This window comes from Rhodanobacter ginsengisoli (assembly GCF_042657065.1).
GTDB classification, from domain to species: Bacteria; Pseudomonadota; Gammaproteobacteria; order Xanthomonadales; family Rhodanobacteraceae; genus Rhodanobacter; species Rhodanobacter ginsengisoli.
Genome location: NZ_JBHSNF010000001.1, coordinates 967,616 through 985,868 on the forward strand (window position 1 = coordinate 967,616; position 18,253 = coordinate 985,868).

Below are 18,253 nucleotides of genomic sequence, written 5' to 3' on the forward strand. Positions count from 1 at the left end.
AGGGAGTGCTTTCGGTGACAGACATGCCGCCACGCCATCCTGATGTTGACACGGACAGACGTGGCGCCGACATGCAGCTGTCATCGAATATCCGTGTCACGACAGCAGCATGCGGTGGATATCGTTGTAGAACGCCAACCCCATCAGGGTGAACAGCAGCGCCAGTCCGATGTACTGGCCGACGACCATGACCTGTTCGCTGACCGGGCTGCCCTTGATCAACTCCACAACATAATACAGAAGGTGACCGCCATCCAGAACCGGGATCGGCAGCAGGTTGAGGATCGCCAGGCTCAATGACACCAGCGCCAGGAATTGCAGGAACCAGGCCAGGCCCATGTTGGCCGAGGCATTGGCGACCTCGGCAATCCCGATGACGCCCGACAGGTTCCTGGTCGAGGCTTCACCGGTCAGCATCTTGCCGAGCATGCCGAAGGTCTGCGCGGTATTGCGCCATGTTGCGCCGAACGAGGCACCCAGTGCCTTGATCGGTCCATAGTGGACGGTGGCTTGTTCGGCCATCGGGGCGCCTATGCCGAGGATCCACTGCGTGGGCTGGCCTTCCAGCGACTCCCATTTCGCGGTGACCTGCAGTGGCAACTCTCGACCGGCGCGCTCGATCACGAGGGACAGTGCGGGCGATTTGGCCGCTTCCGCCTGGATCAGCTTGCCGAGCGAAACGAAGTCGCTTGCCGGCTGGCCGTTGACGCTGAGGATGCGGTCGCCGCCGTGCATGCCAGCGAGTGCAGCGGGCGTGCCGGTTTTCACGGTGGCCGCGATGGCTGGCGGCGGTGCGAGTTGCAGCCCGAGTTCACCCAGATACTGCCCCACATCCTGCCCGGCCGGCAGCTGGTTCAAAGGCAGCAGCAATGCCCGTGCGTGGCCGTCGCGGCCGCTCACGGTGAGCGGCAAGGGGGTGCGCCCGAGCAACGCATTGGTCACCAGATCCATCGAATCCGTCCAGGTGACCACGGCCTGCCCGTTGATGCTGAGGATGCGATCGCCGGGCTGGATGCCGGCCTTCGCCGCCATGCTTTGCGGCGTCGCCGTCACCACCGGCGCGACATCCGGGCGACCGAGCATGAACATCAGCCAGAACGCGGCGAGCGTGAAGATCAGATTGAAGCCCGGCCCCGCGGCCACGATGGCGATCCGCTGCCACACCGGCTTGCCGGTGAACTCCTGGTCGCGCAGGGCGGGGTCGACTTCGCCTTCGCGCGCATCGAGCATCTTGACGTAGCCGCCCAGCGGGATCGCGGCGATCTGGTATTCGGTGCCGTCGCGGCCCACGCGTTTCCAGATCGCCTGGCCGAAACCGATCGAGAAGCGCAGCACCTTGACCCCACAGCGGCGCGCGACCCAGTAGTGGCCAAATTCATGAAAAGTTACCAGCACGCCAAGCGTGACCAGCAACCAGAACACCGAGCCGAAAAAGGAAGTCATCAAGTACCGGGGGCAAAAGTCATCGGAGCAAGAATATCAGCAAGCATTGCGCAGCACGCGCCGGGCCGCCTCACGGGCCGTCCGGTCGCGTTCTACCAGCACTTGAACATCGACCACGGCTTGCGCCGGCAGTTCCGCAAGGACTGCCTCGACCACATCGGCAATCGACAGGAACGGCAGCGCACCGGCCAGGAACGCCTCCACCGCGACTTCGTTGGCTGCATTCAGCACGGCCGGGGCATCCCCGCCGGCGCGTAGCGCCTGAAAGGCCAGCGCCAGGCAGCGGAAGGTGGCCAGATCCGGCGCCTCGAACTGCAATGCAGGGCTCGCGGCCAGGTTCAGCGGCTCGACACCGGCCTCGACCCGTTCGGGCCAGGCCAGCGCGTGAGCCAGCGCGGTACGCATGTCGGGGTTGCCCAGCTGGGCCAGCACCGAGCCGTCGACGTACTCGACCATCGAGTGCACCAGGCTTTGCGGATGGACTACCACTTCGATCGCTTCGGCCGGCGCGCCGAACAGATGGTGCGCCTCGATCACTTCCAGGCCCTTGTTCATCAGGGTGGCCGAGTCGACCGAGATCTTGCGACCCATCACCCAGTTCGGATGCTTGCAGGCCTGATCGGGCGTGATCCGGGTCAGTTCCTCGCGACGGCGGCCGCGGAACGGGCCACCGGAGGCGGTCAGGATGAGCCGGCGCACGCCGCTCCGCATCAGCTCCGGCCGGCCGCCCGGCAGGCACTGGAAGATCGCATTGTGTTCGGAATCGATCGGGATCAGTGCGCCACCGCCGGCGGTCACCGCTTCCAGCAGCAGCGGCCCGGCCATCACGATGGATTCCTTGTTGGCCAGCAGCAGCCGCTTGCCGGCACGCGCGGCGGCCAGCGTGGAATCCAGCCCGGCGGCGCCGACAATCGCGGCCACCACGGTGTCGCACAGCGTGCTGGCCGCGGCGGTGGTCAAGGCGGCATGCCCGCTGGCCACTTCGCAGCGCACGCCGGCGGCAGCGAGCCGGCGCGACAGTTCGGCTTCCAGGGCGGGATCGGCGATCACCGCCAGTTGCGGTCGATGCCGGACGCACAGGGCGACCAGCGCCTCGACCTGGCGGTGCGCGCTCAGCACGGTGGCGCGAAAGCGCTCCGGGTGACGGGCGATCACGTCGAGCGTATTGCCGCCGATCGAGCCGGTGGCGCCGAGAACGGCGACGTTCCTCATCTCACAGCCCCAGCAGCAGCAGGCCGGCAGCGAACACCGGCAGCGCGGCAAACACACTGTCCAGTCGATCCATCAGGCCGCCGTGACCGGGCAGGAGGGTGCCGGAATCCTTCACCTGGGCATGTCGCTTCATCAGGCTTTCGAGCAGATCGCCGACGATCGACACGGCCACCGTGACGACGGCCAGCAACGCCAGCGCCACCAGTCGGGCATCGCGTACATCGAGCAGCCAGCCCCCGATCATGGCGACCAGGACGCCGGCCAGCATCGCGCCATACGCGCCGGCCCAGGTCTTGCCGGGACTGATCTGCGGCGCCAGTTTGCGCTTGCCGAACCGGCGGCCGCTGAAATAGGCCCCGATGTCGGAGGCCCACACAATCACCAGCGCGAGCAGGATCCACCAGTGGCCGTGAGCCAGTCGGCCATGAATGCTGATCAGCGCCACCCATGTCGGAAAGATCACGAATGCGCCCGCCAGCAGCTTGAGTGCAAGATTTTCCCGGGTCGGCGCCGCGCCGAATGCAAAGTGACGCAACCAGAGACAGGCCAGCAACCACCAGGCCACACCGGCGGCCAGCAGCAGTGGGGTCAGCGGGGTGGCGCGCATCCACCACAGCAGGGCAAACACCAGGGTCGATACGAGCAGCAGGCCGATGCGCCAGGCATTGCTCTTCAGTCCGCTCAGCTGGGTCCATTCCCACAGGGCAGCCAGGAACGCCAGGGTGACGACAAGCGCAAATACGGCGGTCGACGACAGCAGGATGAGCAGGATCACCAGTGGCGCGAGCACCAGGGCGGTCAAAGTGCGCTGAAGCAGCATGGAAATCCTCAGGAGGTAGTGGCGACCTGCTCACCGGTGCGGCCGTAACGGCGCTCGCGGCGGGCGTAGTCTTCGATGGCCTGGCGCAGGCAAGCCTGGTCGAAATCGGGCCACAAGGTATCGGTAAAGTACAGTTCGGCGTAGGCCACCTGCCACAGCAGGAAGTTGCTGATGCGGCATTCGCCGCCGGTGCGGATGAACAGGTCCAGCGGCGGCAGGTCGGCCAGGCTCATCCACTGGCCCAGGCGGGTTTCGTCGATCTCGTCGACGCGGAGTTCACCGCGTGCCACGGCAGCCGCGGCACGGCGGCTGGCCTGCACGATGTCCCAGCGACCGCCGTAGCTGACCGCAATGTTCACCTGCAGCCTGTCGTTGCCGGCGGTATGTGCCATTGCGGCCTGCATGCTCTGGCGCAACGGCTCGTCGAACGCGCCCAGGTCGCCGATGAAGCGCAGGCGCACGCCATGGCCGTGCAGCTCGTCCACTTCCTTGTCCAGCGCCCGCACGAACAGGCCCATCAGCGCGCCCACCTCGTCTTGCGGCCGCTGCCAGTTTTCGCTGGAGAACGCGAACAGGGTCAACGCCTGCACGCCTTCGCGCAAGCAGGCCTCCACCACCTCTCGCACCGCCTTGCGGCCGGCGTTGTGACCGAAGCTGCGCGGACGATGCCGTGCCTTGGCCCAGCGTCCGTTGCCGTCCATCACGATGGCGATATGGCGCGGAACTGTGGGATGTCCTGATCTATTCGGCACAGGCGTCACCGATTCTGTCTGTTCGCAGATTCGTGGTGCGCGGACGAAGGCAGGCGTCCGCCTGACGAGGAGGCGCGCCGCGGAGATGTGGACAGACAGAGCCGGCCCCAACGATTTGAAAATGATGATGGGGCGATATCCAGAAGGCCCGCATGCGGCAGCGCGCGGCTTGCCAAGGCAAACAGCCTTGCCTGCGCCACGCACTCCCACCTGCGAACCTTCGGGATATCATGCCGCCTGCGCTGAATAGATCAGGACATCCCTTGGCCTCGGCGCCTGGCATGGCGATCGCGATGGCGCTCAGAGCGCCATCAGCTCCTCTTCCTTCGCCTTGACCACGGCGTCGACGTCCTTGACCGCACGATCGGTGAGCTTCTGGATCTCGTCGTCCACGCGGCGATCCTCGTCCTCGGTGATCAGCTTTTCCTTGAGCAGATCCTTGACCTGCTGCAGCGCATCCCGGCGCACGTTGCGAATCGCGATCTTGGCATTCTCGCCCTCATGGCCGACATGCTTGGCCAGTTCGCGGCGGCGCTCCTCGGTGAGCGGCGGCATGTTCAGGCGAATCACGGTGCCGGCGGTGGTCGGCGTGATGCCGAGATCGGAGGCCATCAACGCCTTCTCGATCGGGGCCACCATCGTCTTCTCCCATGGCGTGACCAGGATCGTGCGCGAGTCGGCCAGCGAGACCGATGCCACCTGGCTCAACGGCATGTCGGCGCCGTAATAGGGCACCTTGATGCCGTCGACCAGCGCGGTACTCGCGCGGCCGGTGCGGATGCGGGTGAGGTCGTGCTTGAGCGAGTCGATGCTCTTGCCCATGCGGGTCTGGGCATCGTTCTTGATGTCATTGAGCATGTGTCGTTTCCCGGCGAATCTGGCAACGTTCGATTATAGCAGCGGTGGCGGCATCGCTTGCCGCGGAAGCATTCAGGAGCCGTCGACCAGGGTGCCGATCGGTTCGCCACGCATGATCCGCATCAGGTTGCCCGGCACGGTCATGTCGTAGATGCGCAATGGCATCTGCTGGTCGCGGCACAAGGCGATCGCGGCGGTGTCCATCACTGCCAGCTTGCGCTCGATCACATCGTCATAGCCGAGCCGGTCGTAGCGGGTGGCGTGGCTGTCCCTGGCCGGGTCGGAGGTATATACGCCATCGACCTTGGTCGCTTTCAGCAGCAGGTCGGCGCCGATCTCCACCGCGCGCAGTGCAGCGGCCGAGTCGGTGGTGAAGAAGGGATTGCCGGTGCCGGCGGCAAACAGCACGATGCGGCCCTTCTCGATGTGGCGGATCGCGCGGCGGCGGATGTAGTCCTCGGCGACATCGTGAATCTGGATCGCGCTGGTGACGCGGGCGAAGCCGCCGCGCTTCTCGATCGCATCCTGCATCGCCAGCGCGTTCATCACGGTGGCCAGCATGCCCATGTGGTCGCCGGTGACCCGGTCCATGCCCGCGGCGGCCAGGCCGGCACCGCGGAAAATGTTGCCGCCGCCGATCACGATACCGATCTGCACGCCGGTCTTCTGCACCTCGATGATCTCGTCGGCCAGGCGGCCGATCACCTTGGGATCGATGCCGTAATCGGCCTCGCCCATCAATGCCTCACCGGAAAGCTTGAGCAGGATGCGCTTGTACTTGGGCTGGTCGCTCATGGATTTTCCGTATGTGTGGGGCAAAACAGCAGCATTGTAGTGGAGAGCGGGGCGGCAGGGACGAGAAATGAGTGGAGAGAAGTGAGAAATGAGCAGTTGCACCGCCAGGCCGGGGTCTCGCAAACGAAAAGGGCCACGGTTTCCCGTGGCCCTTCATTCGAAGCATCGCTCTTTCAATAGTCCGACCAAGGATGGCCGATCTTTCAGCCAGGGATAGCTCTTTCTGAACAGTCCAGCCAAGGATGGCCGGACTACCCCGTCAGGGATGACGGATCAAGCCAGGCCGGCCTGCTTCATCACTTCGGCGGCGAAATCCTCTTCCACCTTTTCGATGCCTTCGCCGACGGCCAGGCGGGCCACCGAGGTCACGTCGGCGCCTTCCTTCTTCAGCGCCTCGGCCACCGTCATGTTGGTGTCCAGTACATAGGGCTGGCCGAGCAGGGTGACTTCGGACACGATCTTGTTGATCTTGCCGGAGATGATCTTCTCGAGGATTTCGGCCGGCTTGGCCTTGTCCTTGTCGGACATCTGGCTCAGCGCGATCTCCTTTTCCTTGGCCACGAACTCGGCCGGCACGTCCTCGGCGCGGATATGCGCCGGGTTCATCGCCGCCACGTGCATCGCGATGCCCTTGGCCAGCTCATCGGAGCCGCCGTTGAGGGCCACCAGTACGCCGATACGGCCGCCGTGCACGTAGCTGCCGATCACGCCGTCGCTCTCGACGCGGGCCATGCGGCGCACGTCGATCTTCTCGCCGATGGTGGCGATCAGGGTCTTGGCTGCTTCCTCGACACTGCCGGCGCCCGGATAGGCGGCAGCCTTCAGCGCGTCGACATCGGTGGCACCGGAGTTCAGCGCCACGTCGGCGACGGTGTCGCTGAACTTCAGGAAGCTGTCATCCTTGCCGACGAAATCGGTCTCGCAGTTGATTTCGACCAGCACGGCCTTGCCGGCGGCCTGGGCGGCCACGATGCGACCTTCGGCAGCGATGCGGCTGGCCTTCTTGTCGGCCTTGGCCAGGCCGGACTTGCGCAGCCATTCCATCGCGGTGTCGATGTCGCCGCTGTTCTCGACCAGTGCCTTCTTGCATTCCATCATGCCGGCGCCGGACCGCTCGCGCAGCTCCTTGACCAGTTGGGCGGAAATATTGCTCATCGTCAATCCTCTAATGCTTGGTTTGCGCGGTGGCGACGAGTCGCCACCGCGCGGTTCTCGCGTGCGGATGCGACGGCGGGTTGAGCGCCGTCGTCGCGCTTACTTGGCAGCGGCGGGCGCGCCATCGTTGCGCGGGCCACGGCCACCGTCGCGGCGTGGTGCGGCCTTCTTCGGGGCGGCATCGCGACGCGGGCGGTCGACCTTGGCGACCGGATTGCCTTCTTCGTCCAGCTCGACGAAGTCGTTGCCGTCACCCTGGGCGGCGGCCGGCGCGGCGGCCTTGCCTTCGAGGATCGAGTCGGCGGCGGCACGGGCATACAGCTGGATCGCGCGGATCGCGTCGTCGTTGCCCGGGATCGCGTAATCGACCAGTTCCGGGTTGTAGTTGGTGTCGACCACGGCGATCACCGGGATACCCAGCTTCTTGGCTTCCTGCACGGCGATGTCTTCGTGGCCGATGTCGATCACGAACAGGGCGTCGGGCAGGCGGTTCATGTCCTTGATGCCACCCAGCGAGGCCTGCAGCTTGTCGCGCTCGCGGCGGCGGGCCAGCACTTCGTGCTTGACCAGCTTCTCGAAGCTGCCGTCGGTCTCGGCCGCTTCCAGCTCCTTCAGGCGCGATACCGACTGCTTCACCGTGCGGAAGTTGGTCAGCATGCCGCCGAGCCAGCGCGAGGTGACGAACGGCATGCCGGCGCGTGCCGCCTCTTCGGCCAACGGCTCACGGGCCGAACGCTTGGTGCCGACGAACAGGATGGTGCCGCGCTTCTGCGCCATCGCCGACAGGAAATTCATCGCGTCGGTGAACAGCGGCAGGGTCTTCTCGAGGTTGATGATGTGGATCTTGCCGCGGGCGCCGAAGATGTACGGGGCCATCTTCGGGTTCCAGTAACGGGTCTGGTGACCGAAATGGACGCCGGCTTCGAGCATCTGGCGCATGGTGACTTGGGCCATGGGTGTAACTCCTTGCAATGGTCTCGATAGGGAGACCGGGGGGTTGGGACCTCCACGCATCCCCGGCTTCGACCGCGAGCTGCCCGTTTCAATGGTGGGCAGGCGCAGCACCCCGAAGGCGGTGCCGATACGTGTGTGGCGTTGGTTTGGGTGTTGTACCGCAGAGGGTTACAATCCCGGTTCGCTTTGCGCTGGCTGGCCGTCAAGACGGTTGTGCCGGATCAGCAAAACTCCGAAATTGTAGCCGGTACGCCGGCAGTGCGGCAAGTTGCGCCGGATGCTCGATGACTTGAGCTGAAAGCTTCTGCCGCCATTATGAGTGGAATTCATGGCCATAACCCTGAAAAACCCGGAAGACCTCGAAGGCATGCGCGTCGCCGGCAAGCTGGCCGCCGAAGTGCTGGCGATGCTCAAGGAGCACGTCAAACCGGGGGTCACCACCGAGGAGCTGGACCGGCTCGCCTACGAGCACATCGTCAACGTGCAGAAGGCGATTCCCGCCAATGTCGGCTACCACGGCTTTCCCAAGACCCTGTGCACCTCGGTCAACCACGTGATCTGCCACGGTATTCCGAACGAGGGCAAGGTGCTCAAGGACGGCGACATCGTCAACATCGACGTCACCGTGATCAAGGACGGCTGGCACGGTGACACCAGCCGCATGTATTTCGTCGGCACCCCCGGGGTTCTGGCCAAGCGGCTGGTCGACACCACGTTCGAGGCGATGATGCGCGGCATCCAGGCGGTCCGCCCGGGTGCCACCCTGGGCGACATCGGGCATGCGATCCAGCAGCATGCCGAGGCGGCCGGTTTCAGCGTGGTCAAGGAATATTGCGGCCACGGCATCGGCAAGGTCTATCACGACGAACCGCAGGTGCTGCATTACGGCAAGCCCGGTACCGGTGTCGAGCTGAAGAAGGGCATGACCTTCACGATCGAGCCGATGATCAACGCCGGCAAGCCGCAGACCCGGCAGTTGCCGGACGGCTGGACCGTGGTGACCAAGGATCATTCGCTGTCGGCGCAGTGGGAACACACGCTGGCAGTGACCGACGACGGCTTCGAGATCCTCACGCCGTGGCCGGATGCTTGACGGCCTGAGGTAGAGGGGCGGCCGGGGTGCCGCTTCCGGCCCGAGCCGCAAGGCGCCTACGGAGTTTCGCCCAGCATGTCGCCGACACCAGGTTCCGTTCTGCCGCCGCTGCCGCGCCTGCCGGTGGCGGTGCCGCGCTCGGGTGTTTCCACCGAAGCCCGCCGCGCCTTGCGGCAACTGCTGGGCGACGTCGATCGGGCGCTGGCCACCACGTTCCGCGATGGCGCCGATGCCAGTGAACTGGCCCGGCGGCGTGGCGAATCGGTCGAACGGGTGGTGGCGCACGTGTGGATGGCCTGTCTCGGCGAGGTCAGCGACACGACGCTGTTCGCGGTCGGCGGGTTCGGTCGCGGCCTGCTGTTTCCCTATTCGGATGTGGATCTGCTGGCGCTGGTGGCGGCCCCCGAGCCGACCCGGCTGCGTGCGCTGGAGCAGTTCTTCGCCACCTTGTGGGACATCGGCCTGAAGGTGGGGCATGCCGTGCGGGATCCGGCGCAATGCCGCACGCTGGCGGCGCAGGATGTCAGCGTGTTCACCAGCTTGCTGGACGCGCGCCGGCTGGCCGGCGACCCGGCGTTCGACGCGCGCCTGCGCGCCATCGTGGATGATCCGGCGCTGTGGCCGCCGAGCGAGTATCTGGCGGCGCGGCTGGCCGAGCGCGATGCCCGGCATGCCCGTTACGATGACACCGCCTACAACCTCGAGCCGAACCTCAAGGACGGCCCCGGTGGCCTGCGCACGCTGGATTCGTTGCGCTGGATGGGGCGGCGGCTGGCGCACGCCGCCGACCTCGGCGAGATGGTGGTGGAGGGATTGCTCGATCCTGCCGAGCGGGCCGCGCTGGAACAGTCCGAGGCCACCCTGCGCCGTTATCGCTATGCGCTGCACCTGGAGGCCGGTCGGGCCGAGGAGCGGCTGCTTTTCGACTACCAGCGTGCGCTGGCCACGCGACTGGGATTCGAGGACGAGCACGAGAAGAATCTCGGCGTCGAGCAATTCATGCAGGGCTATTATCGCGCCGCCAGCCAGGTCGAGCGGCTGGGTGTGCAGGTCGCCGAACGGTTCGAGGAAATGCTGGAGCCGGCGGGCCAGGAACAGCCGGTAGGCGCCGATTTCGTGCGTTTCGGCGCGCGCCTGGCGGCACGTGATCCGCAGTTGTTCATGCGCCGGCCGGTTGCGCTGGTGGAGATCTTCATCGCGCGGCTGGATCAATCCGGCGTGCTGGGCTTCAGCGCCGACACCATGCGGCGCATTCACCAGGCCACCGATGCCCACGCCGATGCGCTGGCGCAGGATGACGAGGTGCTGGCGGCATTCCTGTGTCTGCTGCGGCGCGGCGCACCGGCGGTGGAGGCCCTGTGGCGGATGAACCGGCATGGCTTGCTGGCGGCGATCCTGCCGGCGTTCGGCAAGGTGTTCGGGCGCATGCAGTACGACCTGTTCCACGTCTACACGGTCGACGAACATACCCTTCGCGTGTTGCGCAACATGGCCCGGTTCGCCGATCCGGCGGCACGGCCGGAATTTCCGCTGGGCTGCGAGATCTGGGGCAGTCTGCGCAAGCCGGAGGTGATGTTGCTGGCGGCCCTGTTCCACGACATCGCCAAGGGCCGCGGCGGCGACCATTCGGTGCTCGGCGAGCAGGACGCGCGCGCGTTCTGCCTGCGGCTGGGCCTGCCCGCGGCCGATATCGAGCGGATCGCCTGGCTGGTGCGCTGGCACTTGCTGATGAGCACCACCGCGCAGCGCCAGGACATCACCGATCCGGACGTGGTGCACCGGTTTGCCGACCTCGTGGGCGATCGCGAGCAGCTCGGCCAGCTGTATCTGCTGACCGTCGCGGACATCATCGGCACCAGTCCGCGGCTGTGGAACGGCTGGAAGGACCGGCTGCTGTCGGATCTCTACACCGCCACCCGCTATGCGCTGCGCAGCGACGTCGAGCTGCCGCGCGACGCCGGCGTGCGGGTGCACGAATGCTCCGAATATGCGCTGGCGCTGCTGATGAACGAGGGCTTCGCCGAGGCCGACGTGGTCCGCGCCTGGGGTGATTTCCCGCAGCTCAGTTTCCTGCGTCACCGTCCCGAGCAGATCGCCTGGCAGACCGGGGCGATCCTGCGCGCCCACGGCGAGGTGCCGCTGGTCGCGGTGCACCCGCTGTCGGTGCGCGGCAGCACCGAGCTGTTTGTCTACACGCCCGATCGCGACGGATTGTTCGCCACGGTGACCGCGGTGCTGGACCGGCTGCGTTTTTCGGTGATGGAGGCGCGCATTCTCAGTTCGCCGACCGGCATGGCGCTGGATACCTTCCTGCTGCTCGAAGCCGACAGCCAGCAGCCGGCCAGCGCGGCGCGGGCGGAAGAGCTGCAGCAGCGACTGCAGCGCGCGCTCACGCAATCGGCCGGGGTGCAACCGAGCAAGCGCGGCATGTCGCGGCACCAGAAACATTTCCAGATGACGCCGAAGATCAGCTTCCATGCCGCGGGTGACCGCACCCAGCTGGCCCTGGTCGGGGCTGACCGTCCCGGCCTGCTGGCGGCGGTGGCGCAGGTCATGCTGAGCACCGATGTGCGAGTGCACGATGCACGCATCGCCACGTTCGGCGAGCGGGTGGAGGATTTCTTCCAGCTCACCGATCGCCACAACGCGCCACTCGATGCAGTCCAGCAGGAGCGCCTGCTGCAGGCCCTGCTGGCGCGGATCGGCCCGGCGATGGACTGAGTGCCGCAGCATCGACGTGCTCCGGCGTGCTCGCGTTACCATTCCGCTCGCTGCGTATGGCAGCGCCCGCCGGTGAATCCGTCGTGACCTATCTGCTGATCAAGTCGCTGCACCTGCTGTTCGTCGTCGGCTGGATGGCCGCGGTGTTCTACCTGCCGCGGATTCTGGTGAACCTGGCCGAGAGTCCCGGCGAGCCGGCGGTGCATGCGCGCCTGCTATTGATGGGGCGACGGCTTTACAAGTTCGGCCACAACATGTTCGGCCTGGCGTTCCTGTTCGGCGTGGCGTTGTGGCAGGGCTGGCGGGTCTTCCCTGCGCGGTTGCCCAACGTCACCACGGGAATGCACTGGATCGACGCGAAACTGACCCTGGTGGCGGTCTTGCTGGCCTATTTCATCTGGACCGGGCGCCTGCTGAAGCGTCACGCGAACGGTGGCGCCCTGCCGTCGGGGCGGGCCTTGCGCTGGCTCAACGAATTGCCCGTGCTGGTGCTGTTCGGGGTGCTCTACCTGGTGATTGCCAAACCATTCTGAAAGCAGGAGTGAGGAACGAGAAGTGAGTGGAGAAAGGGTGGGCGCGAAAAACCGCGTCTCTGTTTCTCACTCCTCTTCACTCATTTCCCGAAGTACTCGCGATACCACGCCACGAAGCGCGCCACGCCATCCTCGATCGAGGTGTCCGGCGCATAGCCGACGTCACGGCGCAAGGCCGAGACGTCGGCCCAGGTGTCGGCCACGTCACCCGGCTGCATCGGCAGCAGGCGTTTTTCCACGCTGCGGCCGAGCTGCTGTTCCAGCAGCTCGATGAAGCGCATCAGTTGCACCGGCCGATCGTTGCCGATGTTGTAGAGGCGATAGGGTGCATTCGACGAGCCCGGGGTCGGCCGGTCCGGGTTGTAGCCGGGGTCCGGTTCGGCAGGGTGGTCGAGTGTGCGGACCACCCCTTCCACGATGTCGTCGATGTAGGTGAAGTCGCGGCTGTGGTGGCCATGGTTGAACACATCGATCGGCTCGCCGCGGCTGATCCGGTCGGCGAACAGCATGGGCGACATGTCCGGCCGGCCCCACGGCCCGTAGACGGTGAAGAAGCGCAGCCCGGTGGTCGGCAGGCCGTACAGGTGGCTGTAGGTATGCGCCATCAACTCGTTCGCCTTCTTGCTGGCCGCGTACAGACTCAGCGGGTGGTCGACGGCATCCTCCACCGCGAACGGCAGCTTGCGGTTGGCGCCGTAGACCGAGCTGGACGAAGCGTAGACGAGATGCCCGACTTCGCCATGCCGGCAGGCTTCGAGGATGTTGACGAAGCCGACCAGGTTGCTCTGCACGTAGGCATGCGGATTCTGCAGCGAATACCGCACGCCGGCCTGCGCCGCCAGGTTCACCACCCGCTGCGGCTTGAAGGTGGCGAAGGCCTGATCGACCGCGGCGGCATCGGCCAGATCGGCACGCTGATGGGTGTAGTTCGGATGGTCGGCAAAACAGGCCAGCCGGGCTTCCTTCAGTGCGGGATCGTAGTAATCGTTGTGATTGTCGAAGCCATGGACCACATCGCCACGCGCAAGCAGACGCTGCGCCAGGGCGGCGCCGATGAAGCCGGCGGTGCCGGTAACCAGAATTCGCATGAGCTGTCCTCGGGATGGCGGATCCATTCTATCGTCGAAGGCTGGCCAGCACGGCCGCGAGGGTGAAGATTGACAGCCGATCTGAGCTAAACTAGTTTTTCGGCAACTCCAATACTGCAAAGGTGGCCTGCGTTCCGCGCCGGGCCGAGTGTGCGACATGGCAACTACACGCTTCCACTCCTGATTGTCCCGACGCCTCAGTGTTTTTTATTTTCGAAGAAGGGCGGATGCCCTTTTTTGCTTTTCAGAGAAAGGTCCCCATGATTGAGATCACGCTACCCGACGGCAGCAAGCGGCCGTTCGAGCATCCGGTTACCGTGCAGGACGTGGCTGCCGCGATTGGCGCCGGTCTGGCCAAGGCGACGCTGGCCGGCAAGGTCGACGGCCAGCTGGTGGATGCCAGCTTCCTGATTGACCAGGACGCCAGCCTGCAGATCGTCACCGACAAGAGCCCGGAGGCGCTGGAGATCCTTCGCCATTCCACCGCGCACCTGATGGGTCAGGCGGTGCAGCGGCTGTATCCGGGCGCGCAGGTCACGATCGGTCCGGTGATCGACAACGGCTTCTATTACGACTTTGCGCTCGAGCGGCCGCTCACCCCCGATGACCTGCCGAAGATCGAGGCAGAAATGCACAAGATCGTCGCCGAGCAGTTGCCGGTGACGCGCAGCGTGAAGTCGCGCGATGAAGCGGTGAAGTTCTTCCGTGGCATGGGCGAGAACTACAAGGCCGAGATCATCGAGTCGATTCCGTCCGACGAGCCGCTGTCGCTGTATTCGCAGGGCGAGTTCACCGACCTGTGCCGTGGTCCGCATGTGCCGAACACCGGCAAGCTGCGCGCGTTCAAGCTGATGAAGGTGGCCGGTGCTTACTGGCGCGGCGATTCGAACAACGCCATGCTGACCCGCATCTATGGCACCGCCTGGCTCAACGACAAGGATCTGAAGGCTTATCTGTACCAGCTCGAGGAGGCCGAGAAGCGCGATCACCGCAAGATCGGCAAGCAGCTCGACCTGTTCCATCAGCAGGAAGAAAGCCCCGGCATGGTGTTCTGGCACCCGAATGGCTGGGCGATCTGGCAGCAGGTCGAGCAGTACATGCGCGGCGTCTACCGGAAAAGCGGTTACCAGGAAGTCCGGTGTCCGATGGTGCTGGACGTGTCGCTGTGGAAGAAGTCCGGTCATTGGGACAACTACGCCGAGAACATGTTCTTCACCGAATCGGAGAAGCACACCTACGCGCTGAAGCCGATGAATTGCCCGGGCCATGTGCAAGTGTTCAACACCGGCCTGCACAGCTACCGCGAACTGCCGATCCGGTACGGTGAATTCGGCGGTTGCCATCGCAACGAGCCGTCCGGTGCGCTGCACGGGATCATGCGGGTGCGCGCGTTCACCCAGGACGATGGCCATATTTTCTGCACCGCGGCGCAGATCGAGCCCGAGGTGACCGCCTTCCACCGGCAGGCGATGCAGGTCTACGCGGACTTCGGGTTCGAGGACATCGCGCTGAAGATCGCCTTGCGTCCGGACAAGCGGATCGGCTCGGACGAGGTGTGGGACCGGTCCGAGGCGGCCCTGCGCGCCGCATTGTCCGTCGCCGGTGTGCAGTGGGAGGAGCTGCCGGGCGAGGGCGCCTTCTACGGTCCCAAGATCGAGTACCACATGAAGGACTCGATCGGCCGGGCCTGGCAGGTCGGCACAATGCAGGTCGACTTCATGATGCCCGAGCGGCTGGGTGCCGAATATGTCGACGAACACTCGCACAAGCAGCATCCGGTGATGTTGCACCGGGCCATCGTGGGCTCGATGGAGCGTTTCATCGGCATCCTGATCGAACACCACGCCGGTCTGCTGCCCGCGTGGCTGGCCCCGGTACAGGCGGTGGTCTTCAATATCACCGATGCGCAGGCGGATTACGTCCAGCAAGTGACGCAAACCCTTGTCGACAAAGGTTTCCGGGTACAATCGGATTTGCGCAACGAGAAAGTCGGCTATAAAATCCGCGAACATACGATGCAGAAAGTGCCTTATCTACTCGTGGTCGGTGATCGCGAGAAAGAGACGGGGATGGTTTCTGTACGTACCCGTTCCGGCGAAGACCTGGGCAGCATGCCTTTGGCCGACTTCATCGAGCGACTGGAGACCGAAACCCGGCGTTGAGCGCCGAGCGGTCTGTTTCATTACTTCTTCTGGAGGATCGTGGTATCGCAACCACCGACAACAAGGGCAATCGTCGTAACCTGGAAATCCGTGTGCCGCGGGTGCGTGTGATTGGTGCCGAAGCCGAGCAGCTGGGCATCCTGACACGCGACGAGGCGCTGGCGCTGGCGCAGGAGGCTGGCATGGATCTGGTCGAGATCCAGCCGAACGGCGATCCGCCGGTCTGCCGCATCATGGATTACGGCAAGTTCAAGTTCGAAGCCCAGAAGAAGGCCCAGGCGGCCAAGAAGAAGCAGAAGCAGGTCGAGATCAAGGAAGTGAAGTTCCGGCCGGTGACGGACGTGGGCGACTACCAGATCAAGCTGCGCAACATGCTTCGCTTCCTGGAAGAGGGCGACAAGGTCAAGGTGACCATCCGCTTCCGCGGTCGCGAGATGTCGCACCAGGACCTGGGCCAGAATCTGGCCAAGAAGATCCAGGAAGACGTCGGCGAGAATGGGCAGATCGAGTCCTATCCGCGGCTGGAAGGCCGCCAGATGGTCATGATGATCGGGCCCAAGAAGAAATAAGCGACACGGCGCCCCGGGCGCCGTGTGGCACCGCATGTAGGAGCGCACCCTGTGCGCGATGCTCTTTCTGTCAGGTCGACGAAGAGCATCGCGCACAGGGCGCGCTCCTACTGGTATCGGAGTGGCGAATTCCGTATAATCGCCGGTTCGACCCGCCGGAAGGGTCGTGCACCGATCGTGGCAGGACGGAAAGAGTGATCCACTGGATCACCGCCAGATCAGTCAGAAACGGGGTCGTCCCATCAAACAAGACGACGCCACACACGGAGCAGTTCCATGCCCAAGATCAAGACCAACCGGGCGGCAGCGAAGCGTTTTCGCAAGACCGCGTCGGGCAAAATCAAGTGCGGTCACGCTTACCGGTCACACATCCTGACCAAGAAGTCGACCAAATTGAAGCGTGGCCTGCGTGCCAAGAACCACCTCAAGGCGTGTGACGCCCCGGGCGTGGCGCGCATGTTGCCGTACTTGTAAGACGAGGAGATAAACCATGGCTCGTGTAAAGCGTGGCGTCACCGCCCGTCGTCGTCACAAAAAGGTTATCGGTCGCGCGAAGGGTTATTACAACGCCCGCCGCAAGGTCTTCCGCGTTGCCAACCAGGCCGTCATCAAGGCCGGCCAGTACGCCTATATCGGCCGCAAGCAGCGCAAGCGCCAGTTCCGCGCGCTGTGGATCGTCCGCATCAATGCGGCGGCCCGCATGTTCGGCCTGTCCTACAGCCGCCTGATCAATGGCCTGAGCAAGGCCGGTATCGCCGTCGACCGCAAGGTGCTGGCCGATATCGCCGTGCACGACATCAAGGCGTTTGAAGTGATCGCCGAGAAAGCGAAGGCCAGTCTGGCCGCTTGATCGTCCGGCGCTCCGGCGCCGGCGCGATATGATGTAAAGCAAGCGGGGAGGAGGCCACAGCCTTCTCCCCGTTTTCGTATGGATAATGCTCTTTGCGATTGCCTCCTCTCCCCTTGGGAGAGGATTGAGGTGAGGGTCGGGGCTCGCCTCAACCTTCATCCAAGCTCGCCCGATGCGAAGGTGGTGCAAGAGTGGCCCCTCACCCTGGCCTCTCCCCGAAAGGAGAGGGGAAGTAACGAGAAGCGCACCTTATGGACGATCTGGACAGCCGCGCCGCTTCGGCGCTGGCCGATATCGACAAGGCCGATACGCTGGAGGCGCTCGATGCGCTGCGCGTCGGCCTGCTGGGCAAGAACGGCATCGTCACCGCCGCGCTGAAGACGCTTGGCGCACTGGCGGCGGACGAGCGCAAGGCGCGCGGGGCCGAAGTGAACCGGGTCAAGGATCGCCTCGCCGAAGCCCTTGCCGCACGCAAGCAGGTGCTGGAGCAGATCGAGCTGGATCGCCGGCTGGCCTCGGAGCGGCTGGATATCAGCCTGCCGGGTCGTGACGGCGAGCGCGGCGGCATCCATCCGATCACCCGAACGCTGGAACGCATCGCCTCGATCTTCGCGCGGCTGGGCTACCAGCGTGCCGACGGCCCGGAGATCGAAGACGACTGGCACAACTTCGAGGCATTGAATTTTCCGCCGCATCATCCCGCGCGCGCGATGCACGACACCTTCTACTTCGGTGACGGTCGCCTGCTGCGCACGCATACCTCGCCGGTACAGATCCGCGCCATGGCCGGGCGCCAGCCACCCATCCGCATCATCGCGCCGGGCAAGGTCTACCGCAGCGATTCGGACCAGACCCACTCGCCGATGTTCCACCAGATCGAAGGCCTGCTGATCGACGAGACCTCGAGTTTCGCCGACCTGAAGGGCACCCTGGCCGAGTTCATCCGGGCGTTCTTCGAGCGTGATTTCGAGATGCGCTTCCGCCCCAGCTACTTCCCCTTCACCGAGCCATCCGCCGAGGTCGACATCCGCTGGGATGCCGAGGACGGTTCCACCCGCTGGCTGGAAGTGCTCGGTTGCGGCATGGTGCATCCGAACGTGCTGAAGAATTGCGGCATCGATCCGGAGCGTTACAGCGGCTTTGCCTTTGGTCTCGGCGTGGAGCGCTTTGCGATGTTGCGCTACGGCGTCTCCGATCTGCGCGCGTTCTTCGAGAACGATTTGCGCTTCCTCAAGCAGTTCGCCTGAA

At 64.9% G+C, this 18,253-nt stretch carries 17 protein-coding genes; 8 read left to right on the forward strand and 9 right to left on the reverse strand.

The features are described from left to right. Positions 1 to 96: 96 nt before the first annotated feature. The 8 genes from rseP to rpsB all read right to left on the reverse strand — a co-directional run bounded on the left by rseP (position 97) and on the right by rpsB (position 7,989). Positions 97 to 1,443: an RIP metalloprotease RseP gene (gene rseP, locus ACFPPA_RS04275; RefSeq protein ID WP_377317581.1), complete on the reverse strand. Its 1,347-nt coding sequence runs from the start codon at positions 1,441 to 1,443 to the stop codon at positions 97 to 99. Between the two features lie 36 nt (positions 1,444 to 1,479). Further along, positions 1,480 to 2,655 (reverse strand): 1-deoxy-D-xylulose-5-phosphate reductoisomerase, encoded by a 1,176-nt coding sequence (locus ACFPPA_RS04280; protein ID WP_377317583.1) that lies wholly within the window; start codon positions 2,653 to 2,655, stop codon positions 1,480 to 1,482. A 1-nt stretch (position 2,656) separates the two neighbouring features. After that, the gene (locus ACFPPA_RS04285; RefSeq protein ID WP_377317585.1) at positions 2,657 to 3,475 is read right to left on the reverse strand and encodes a phosphatidate cytidylyltransferase; all 819 of its coding nucleotides are present in this window, start codon (positions 3,473 to 3,475) and stop codon (positions 2,657 to 2,659) included. 8 nt (positions 3,476 to 3,483) lie between these two features. Continuing rightward, on the reverse strand, positions 3,484 to 4,227 hold the full coding sequence (gene uppS, locus ACFPPA_RS04290; protein ID WP_377317587.1) for a polyprenyl diphosphate synthase: 744 nt from the start codon (positions 4,225 to 4,227) through the stop codon (positions 3,484 to 3,486). Between the two features lie 300 nt (positions 4,228 to 4,527). Continuing rightward, the gene (frr, locus tag ACFPPA_RS04295; protein WP_377317589.1) at positions 4,528 to 5,085 is read right to left on the reverse strand and encodes a ribosome recycling factor; all 558 of its coding nucleotides are present in this window, start codon (positions 5,083 to 5,085) and stop codon (positions 4,528 to 4,530) included. A gap of 72 nt (positions 5,086 to 5,157) precedes the next feature. Then, complete coding sequence (gene pyrH / locus ACFPPA_RS04300) at positions 5,158 to 5,880, reverse strand: UMP kinase (protein WP_377317591.1); 723 nt, start codon at positions 5,878 to 5,880, stop codon at positions 5,158 to 5,160. Positions 5,881 to 6,153: 273 nt separating this feature from the next. After that, positions 6,154 to 7,035, reverse strand: coding sequence for a translation elongation factor Ts (gene tsf / locus ACFPPA_RS04305; protein WP_377317593.1), 882 nt, complete (start codon positions 7,033 to 7,035; stop codon positions 6,154 to 6,156). Between the two features lie 99 nt (positions 7,036 to 7,134). Then, entirely contained in the window at positions 7,135 to 7,989 is an 855-nt protein-coding gene (rpsB, locus tag ACFPPA_RS04310) for a 30S ribosomal protein S2 (protein ID WP_377317595.1), read from the reverse strand. 328 nt (positions 7,990 to 8,317) lie between these two features. Here rpsB and map point away from each other — a divergent pair, with 328 nt between their 5' ends. From map to ACFPPA_RS04325, 3 genes are all read left to right on the forward strand, one after another. Next, complete coding sequence (map, locus tag ACFPPA_RS04315; protein WP_377317597.1) at positions 8,318 to 9,082, forward strand: type I methionyl aminopeptidase; 765 nt, start codon at positions 8,318 to 8,320, stop codon at positions 9,080 to 9,082. Between the two features lie 75 nt (positions 9,083 to 9,157). Next, complete coding sequence (gene glnD, locus ACFPPA_RS04320) at positions 9,158 to 11,803, forward strand: [protein-PII] uridylyltransferase (RefSeq protein ID WP_377317599.1); 2,646 nt, start codon at positions 9,158 to 9,160, stop codon at positions 11,801 to 11,803. Positions 11,804 to 11,859: 56 nt separating this feature from the next. Further along, the gene (locus ACFPPA_RS04325; protein WP_377319447.1) at positions 11,860 to 12,336 is read left to right on the forward strand and encodes a CopD family protein; all 477 of its coding nucleotides are present in this window, start codon (positions 11,860 to 11,862) and stop codon (positions 12,334 to 12,336) included. Between the two features lie 80 nt (positions 12,337 to 12,416). Here the strand turns inward: ACFPPA_RS04325 and ACFPPA_RS04330 are convergent, their stop codons facing one another. Continuing rightward, positions 12,417 to 13,424, reverse strand: a complete 1,008-nt coding sequence (locus tag ACFPPA_RS04330) for an NAD-dependent epimerase (RefSeq protein ID WP_377317601.1) — start codon at positions 13,422 to 13,424, stop codon at positions 12,417 to 12,419. A 260-nt stretch (positions 13,425 to 13,684) separates the two neighbouring features. Here ACFPPA_RS04330 and thrS point away from each other — a divergent pair, with 260 nt between their 5' ends. From thrS to pheS, 5 genes are all read left to right on the forward strand, one after another. Then, positions 13,685 to 15,586, forward strand: a complete 1,902-nt coding sequence (gene thrS / locus ACFPPA_RS04335) for a threonine--tRNA ligase (protein ID WP_377317603.1) — start codon at positions 13,685 to 13,687, stop codon at positions 15,584 to 15,586. A 44-nt stretch (positions 15,587 to 15,630) separates the two neighbouring features. Beyond that, positions 15,631 to 16,155, forward strand: coding sequence for a translation initiation factor IF-3 (gene infC, locus ACFPPA_RS04340; protein ID WP_377319448.1), 525 nt, complete (start codon positions 15,631 to 15,633; stop codon positions 16,153 to 16,155). Positions 16,156 to 16,431: 276 nt separating this feature from the next. After that, positions 16,432 to 16,629, forward strand: a complete 198-nt coding sequence (gene rpmI / locus ACFPPA_RS04345) for a 50S ribosomal protein L35 (protein ID WP_377317605.1) — start codon at positions 16,432 to 16,434, stop codon at positions 16,627 to 16,629. Between the two features lie 16 nt (positions 16,630 to 16,645). After that, positions 16,646 to 17,005, forward strand: coding sequence for a 50S ribosomal protein L20 (gene rplT, locus ACFPPA_RS04350; RefSeq protein ID WP_377317607.1), 360 nt, complete (start codon positions 16,646 to 16,648; stop codon positions 17,003 to 17,005). Between the two features lie 251 nt (positions 17,006 to 17,256). Further along, positions 17,257 to 18,252: a phenylalanine--tRNA ligase subunit alpha gene (gene pheS, locus ACFPPA_RS04355; protein WP_377317609.1), complete on the forward strand. Its 996-nt coding sequence runs from the start codon at positions 17,257 to 17,259 to the stop codon at positions 18,250 to 18,252. The last annotated feature ends 1 nt before the right edge of the window (position 18,253 follow it).

Coding starts and splice junctions, on each gene's coding strand:
- ACFPPA_RS04285 (WP_377317585.1), bottom strand. CDS start 3,475: ATGCTGCTTCAGCGCACTTTGACCGCCCTGGTGCTCGCGCCACTGGTG.
- ACFPPA_RS04280 (WP_377317583.1), bottom strand. CDS start 2,655: ATGAGGAACGTCGCCGTTCTCGGCGCCACCGGCTCGATCGGCGGCAAT.
- rseP (WP_377317581.1), bottom strand. CDS start 1,443: ATGACTTCCTTTTTCGGCTCGGTGTTCTGGTTGCTGGTCACGCTTGGC.
- rpmI (WP_377317605.1), top strand. CDS start 16,432: ATGCCCAAGATCAAGACCAACCGGGCGGCAGCGAAGCGTTTTCGCAAG.
- rpsB (WP_377317595.1), bottom strand. CDS start 7,989: ATGGCCCAAGTCACCATGCGCCAGATGCTCGAAGCCGGCGTCCATTTC.
- map (WP_377317597.1), top strand. CDS start 8,318: ATGGCCATAACCCTGAAAAACCCGGAAGACCTCGAAGGCATGCGCGTC.
- tsf (WP_377317593.1), bottom strand. CDS start 7,035: ATGAGCAATATTTCCGCCCAACTGGTCAAGGAGCTGCGCGAGCGGTCC.
- frr (WP_377317589.1), bottom strand. CDS start 5,085: ATGCTCAATGACATCAAGAACGATGCCCAGACCCGCATGGGCAAGAGC.
- ACFPPA_RS04330 (WP_377317601.1), bottom strand. CDS start 13,424: ATGCGAATTCTGGTTACCGGCACCGCCGGCTTCATCGGCGCCGCCCTG.
- pyrH (WP_377317591.1), bottom strand. CDS start 5,880: ATGAGCGACCAGCCCAAGTACAAGCGCATCCTGCTCAAGCTTTCCGGT.
- rplT (WP_377317607.1), top strand. CDS start 16,646: ATGGCTCGTGTAAAGCGTGGCGTCACCGCCCGTCGTCGTCACAAAAAG.
- pheS (WP_377317609.1), top strand. CDS start 17,257: ATGGACGATCTGGACAGCCGCGCCGCTTCGGCGCTGGCCGATATCGAC.
- ACFPPA_RS04325 (WP_377319447.1), top strand. CDS start 11,860: ATGGCAGCGCCCGCCGGTGAATCCGTCGTGACCTATCTGCTGATCAAG.
- glnD (WP_377317599.1), top strand. CDS start 9,158: ATGTCGCCGACACCAGGTTCCGTTCTGCCGCCGCTGCCGCGCCTGCCG.
- thrS (WP_377317603.1), top strand. CDS start 13,685: ATGATTGAGATCACGCTACCCGACGGCAGCAAGCGGCCGTTCGAGCAT.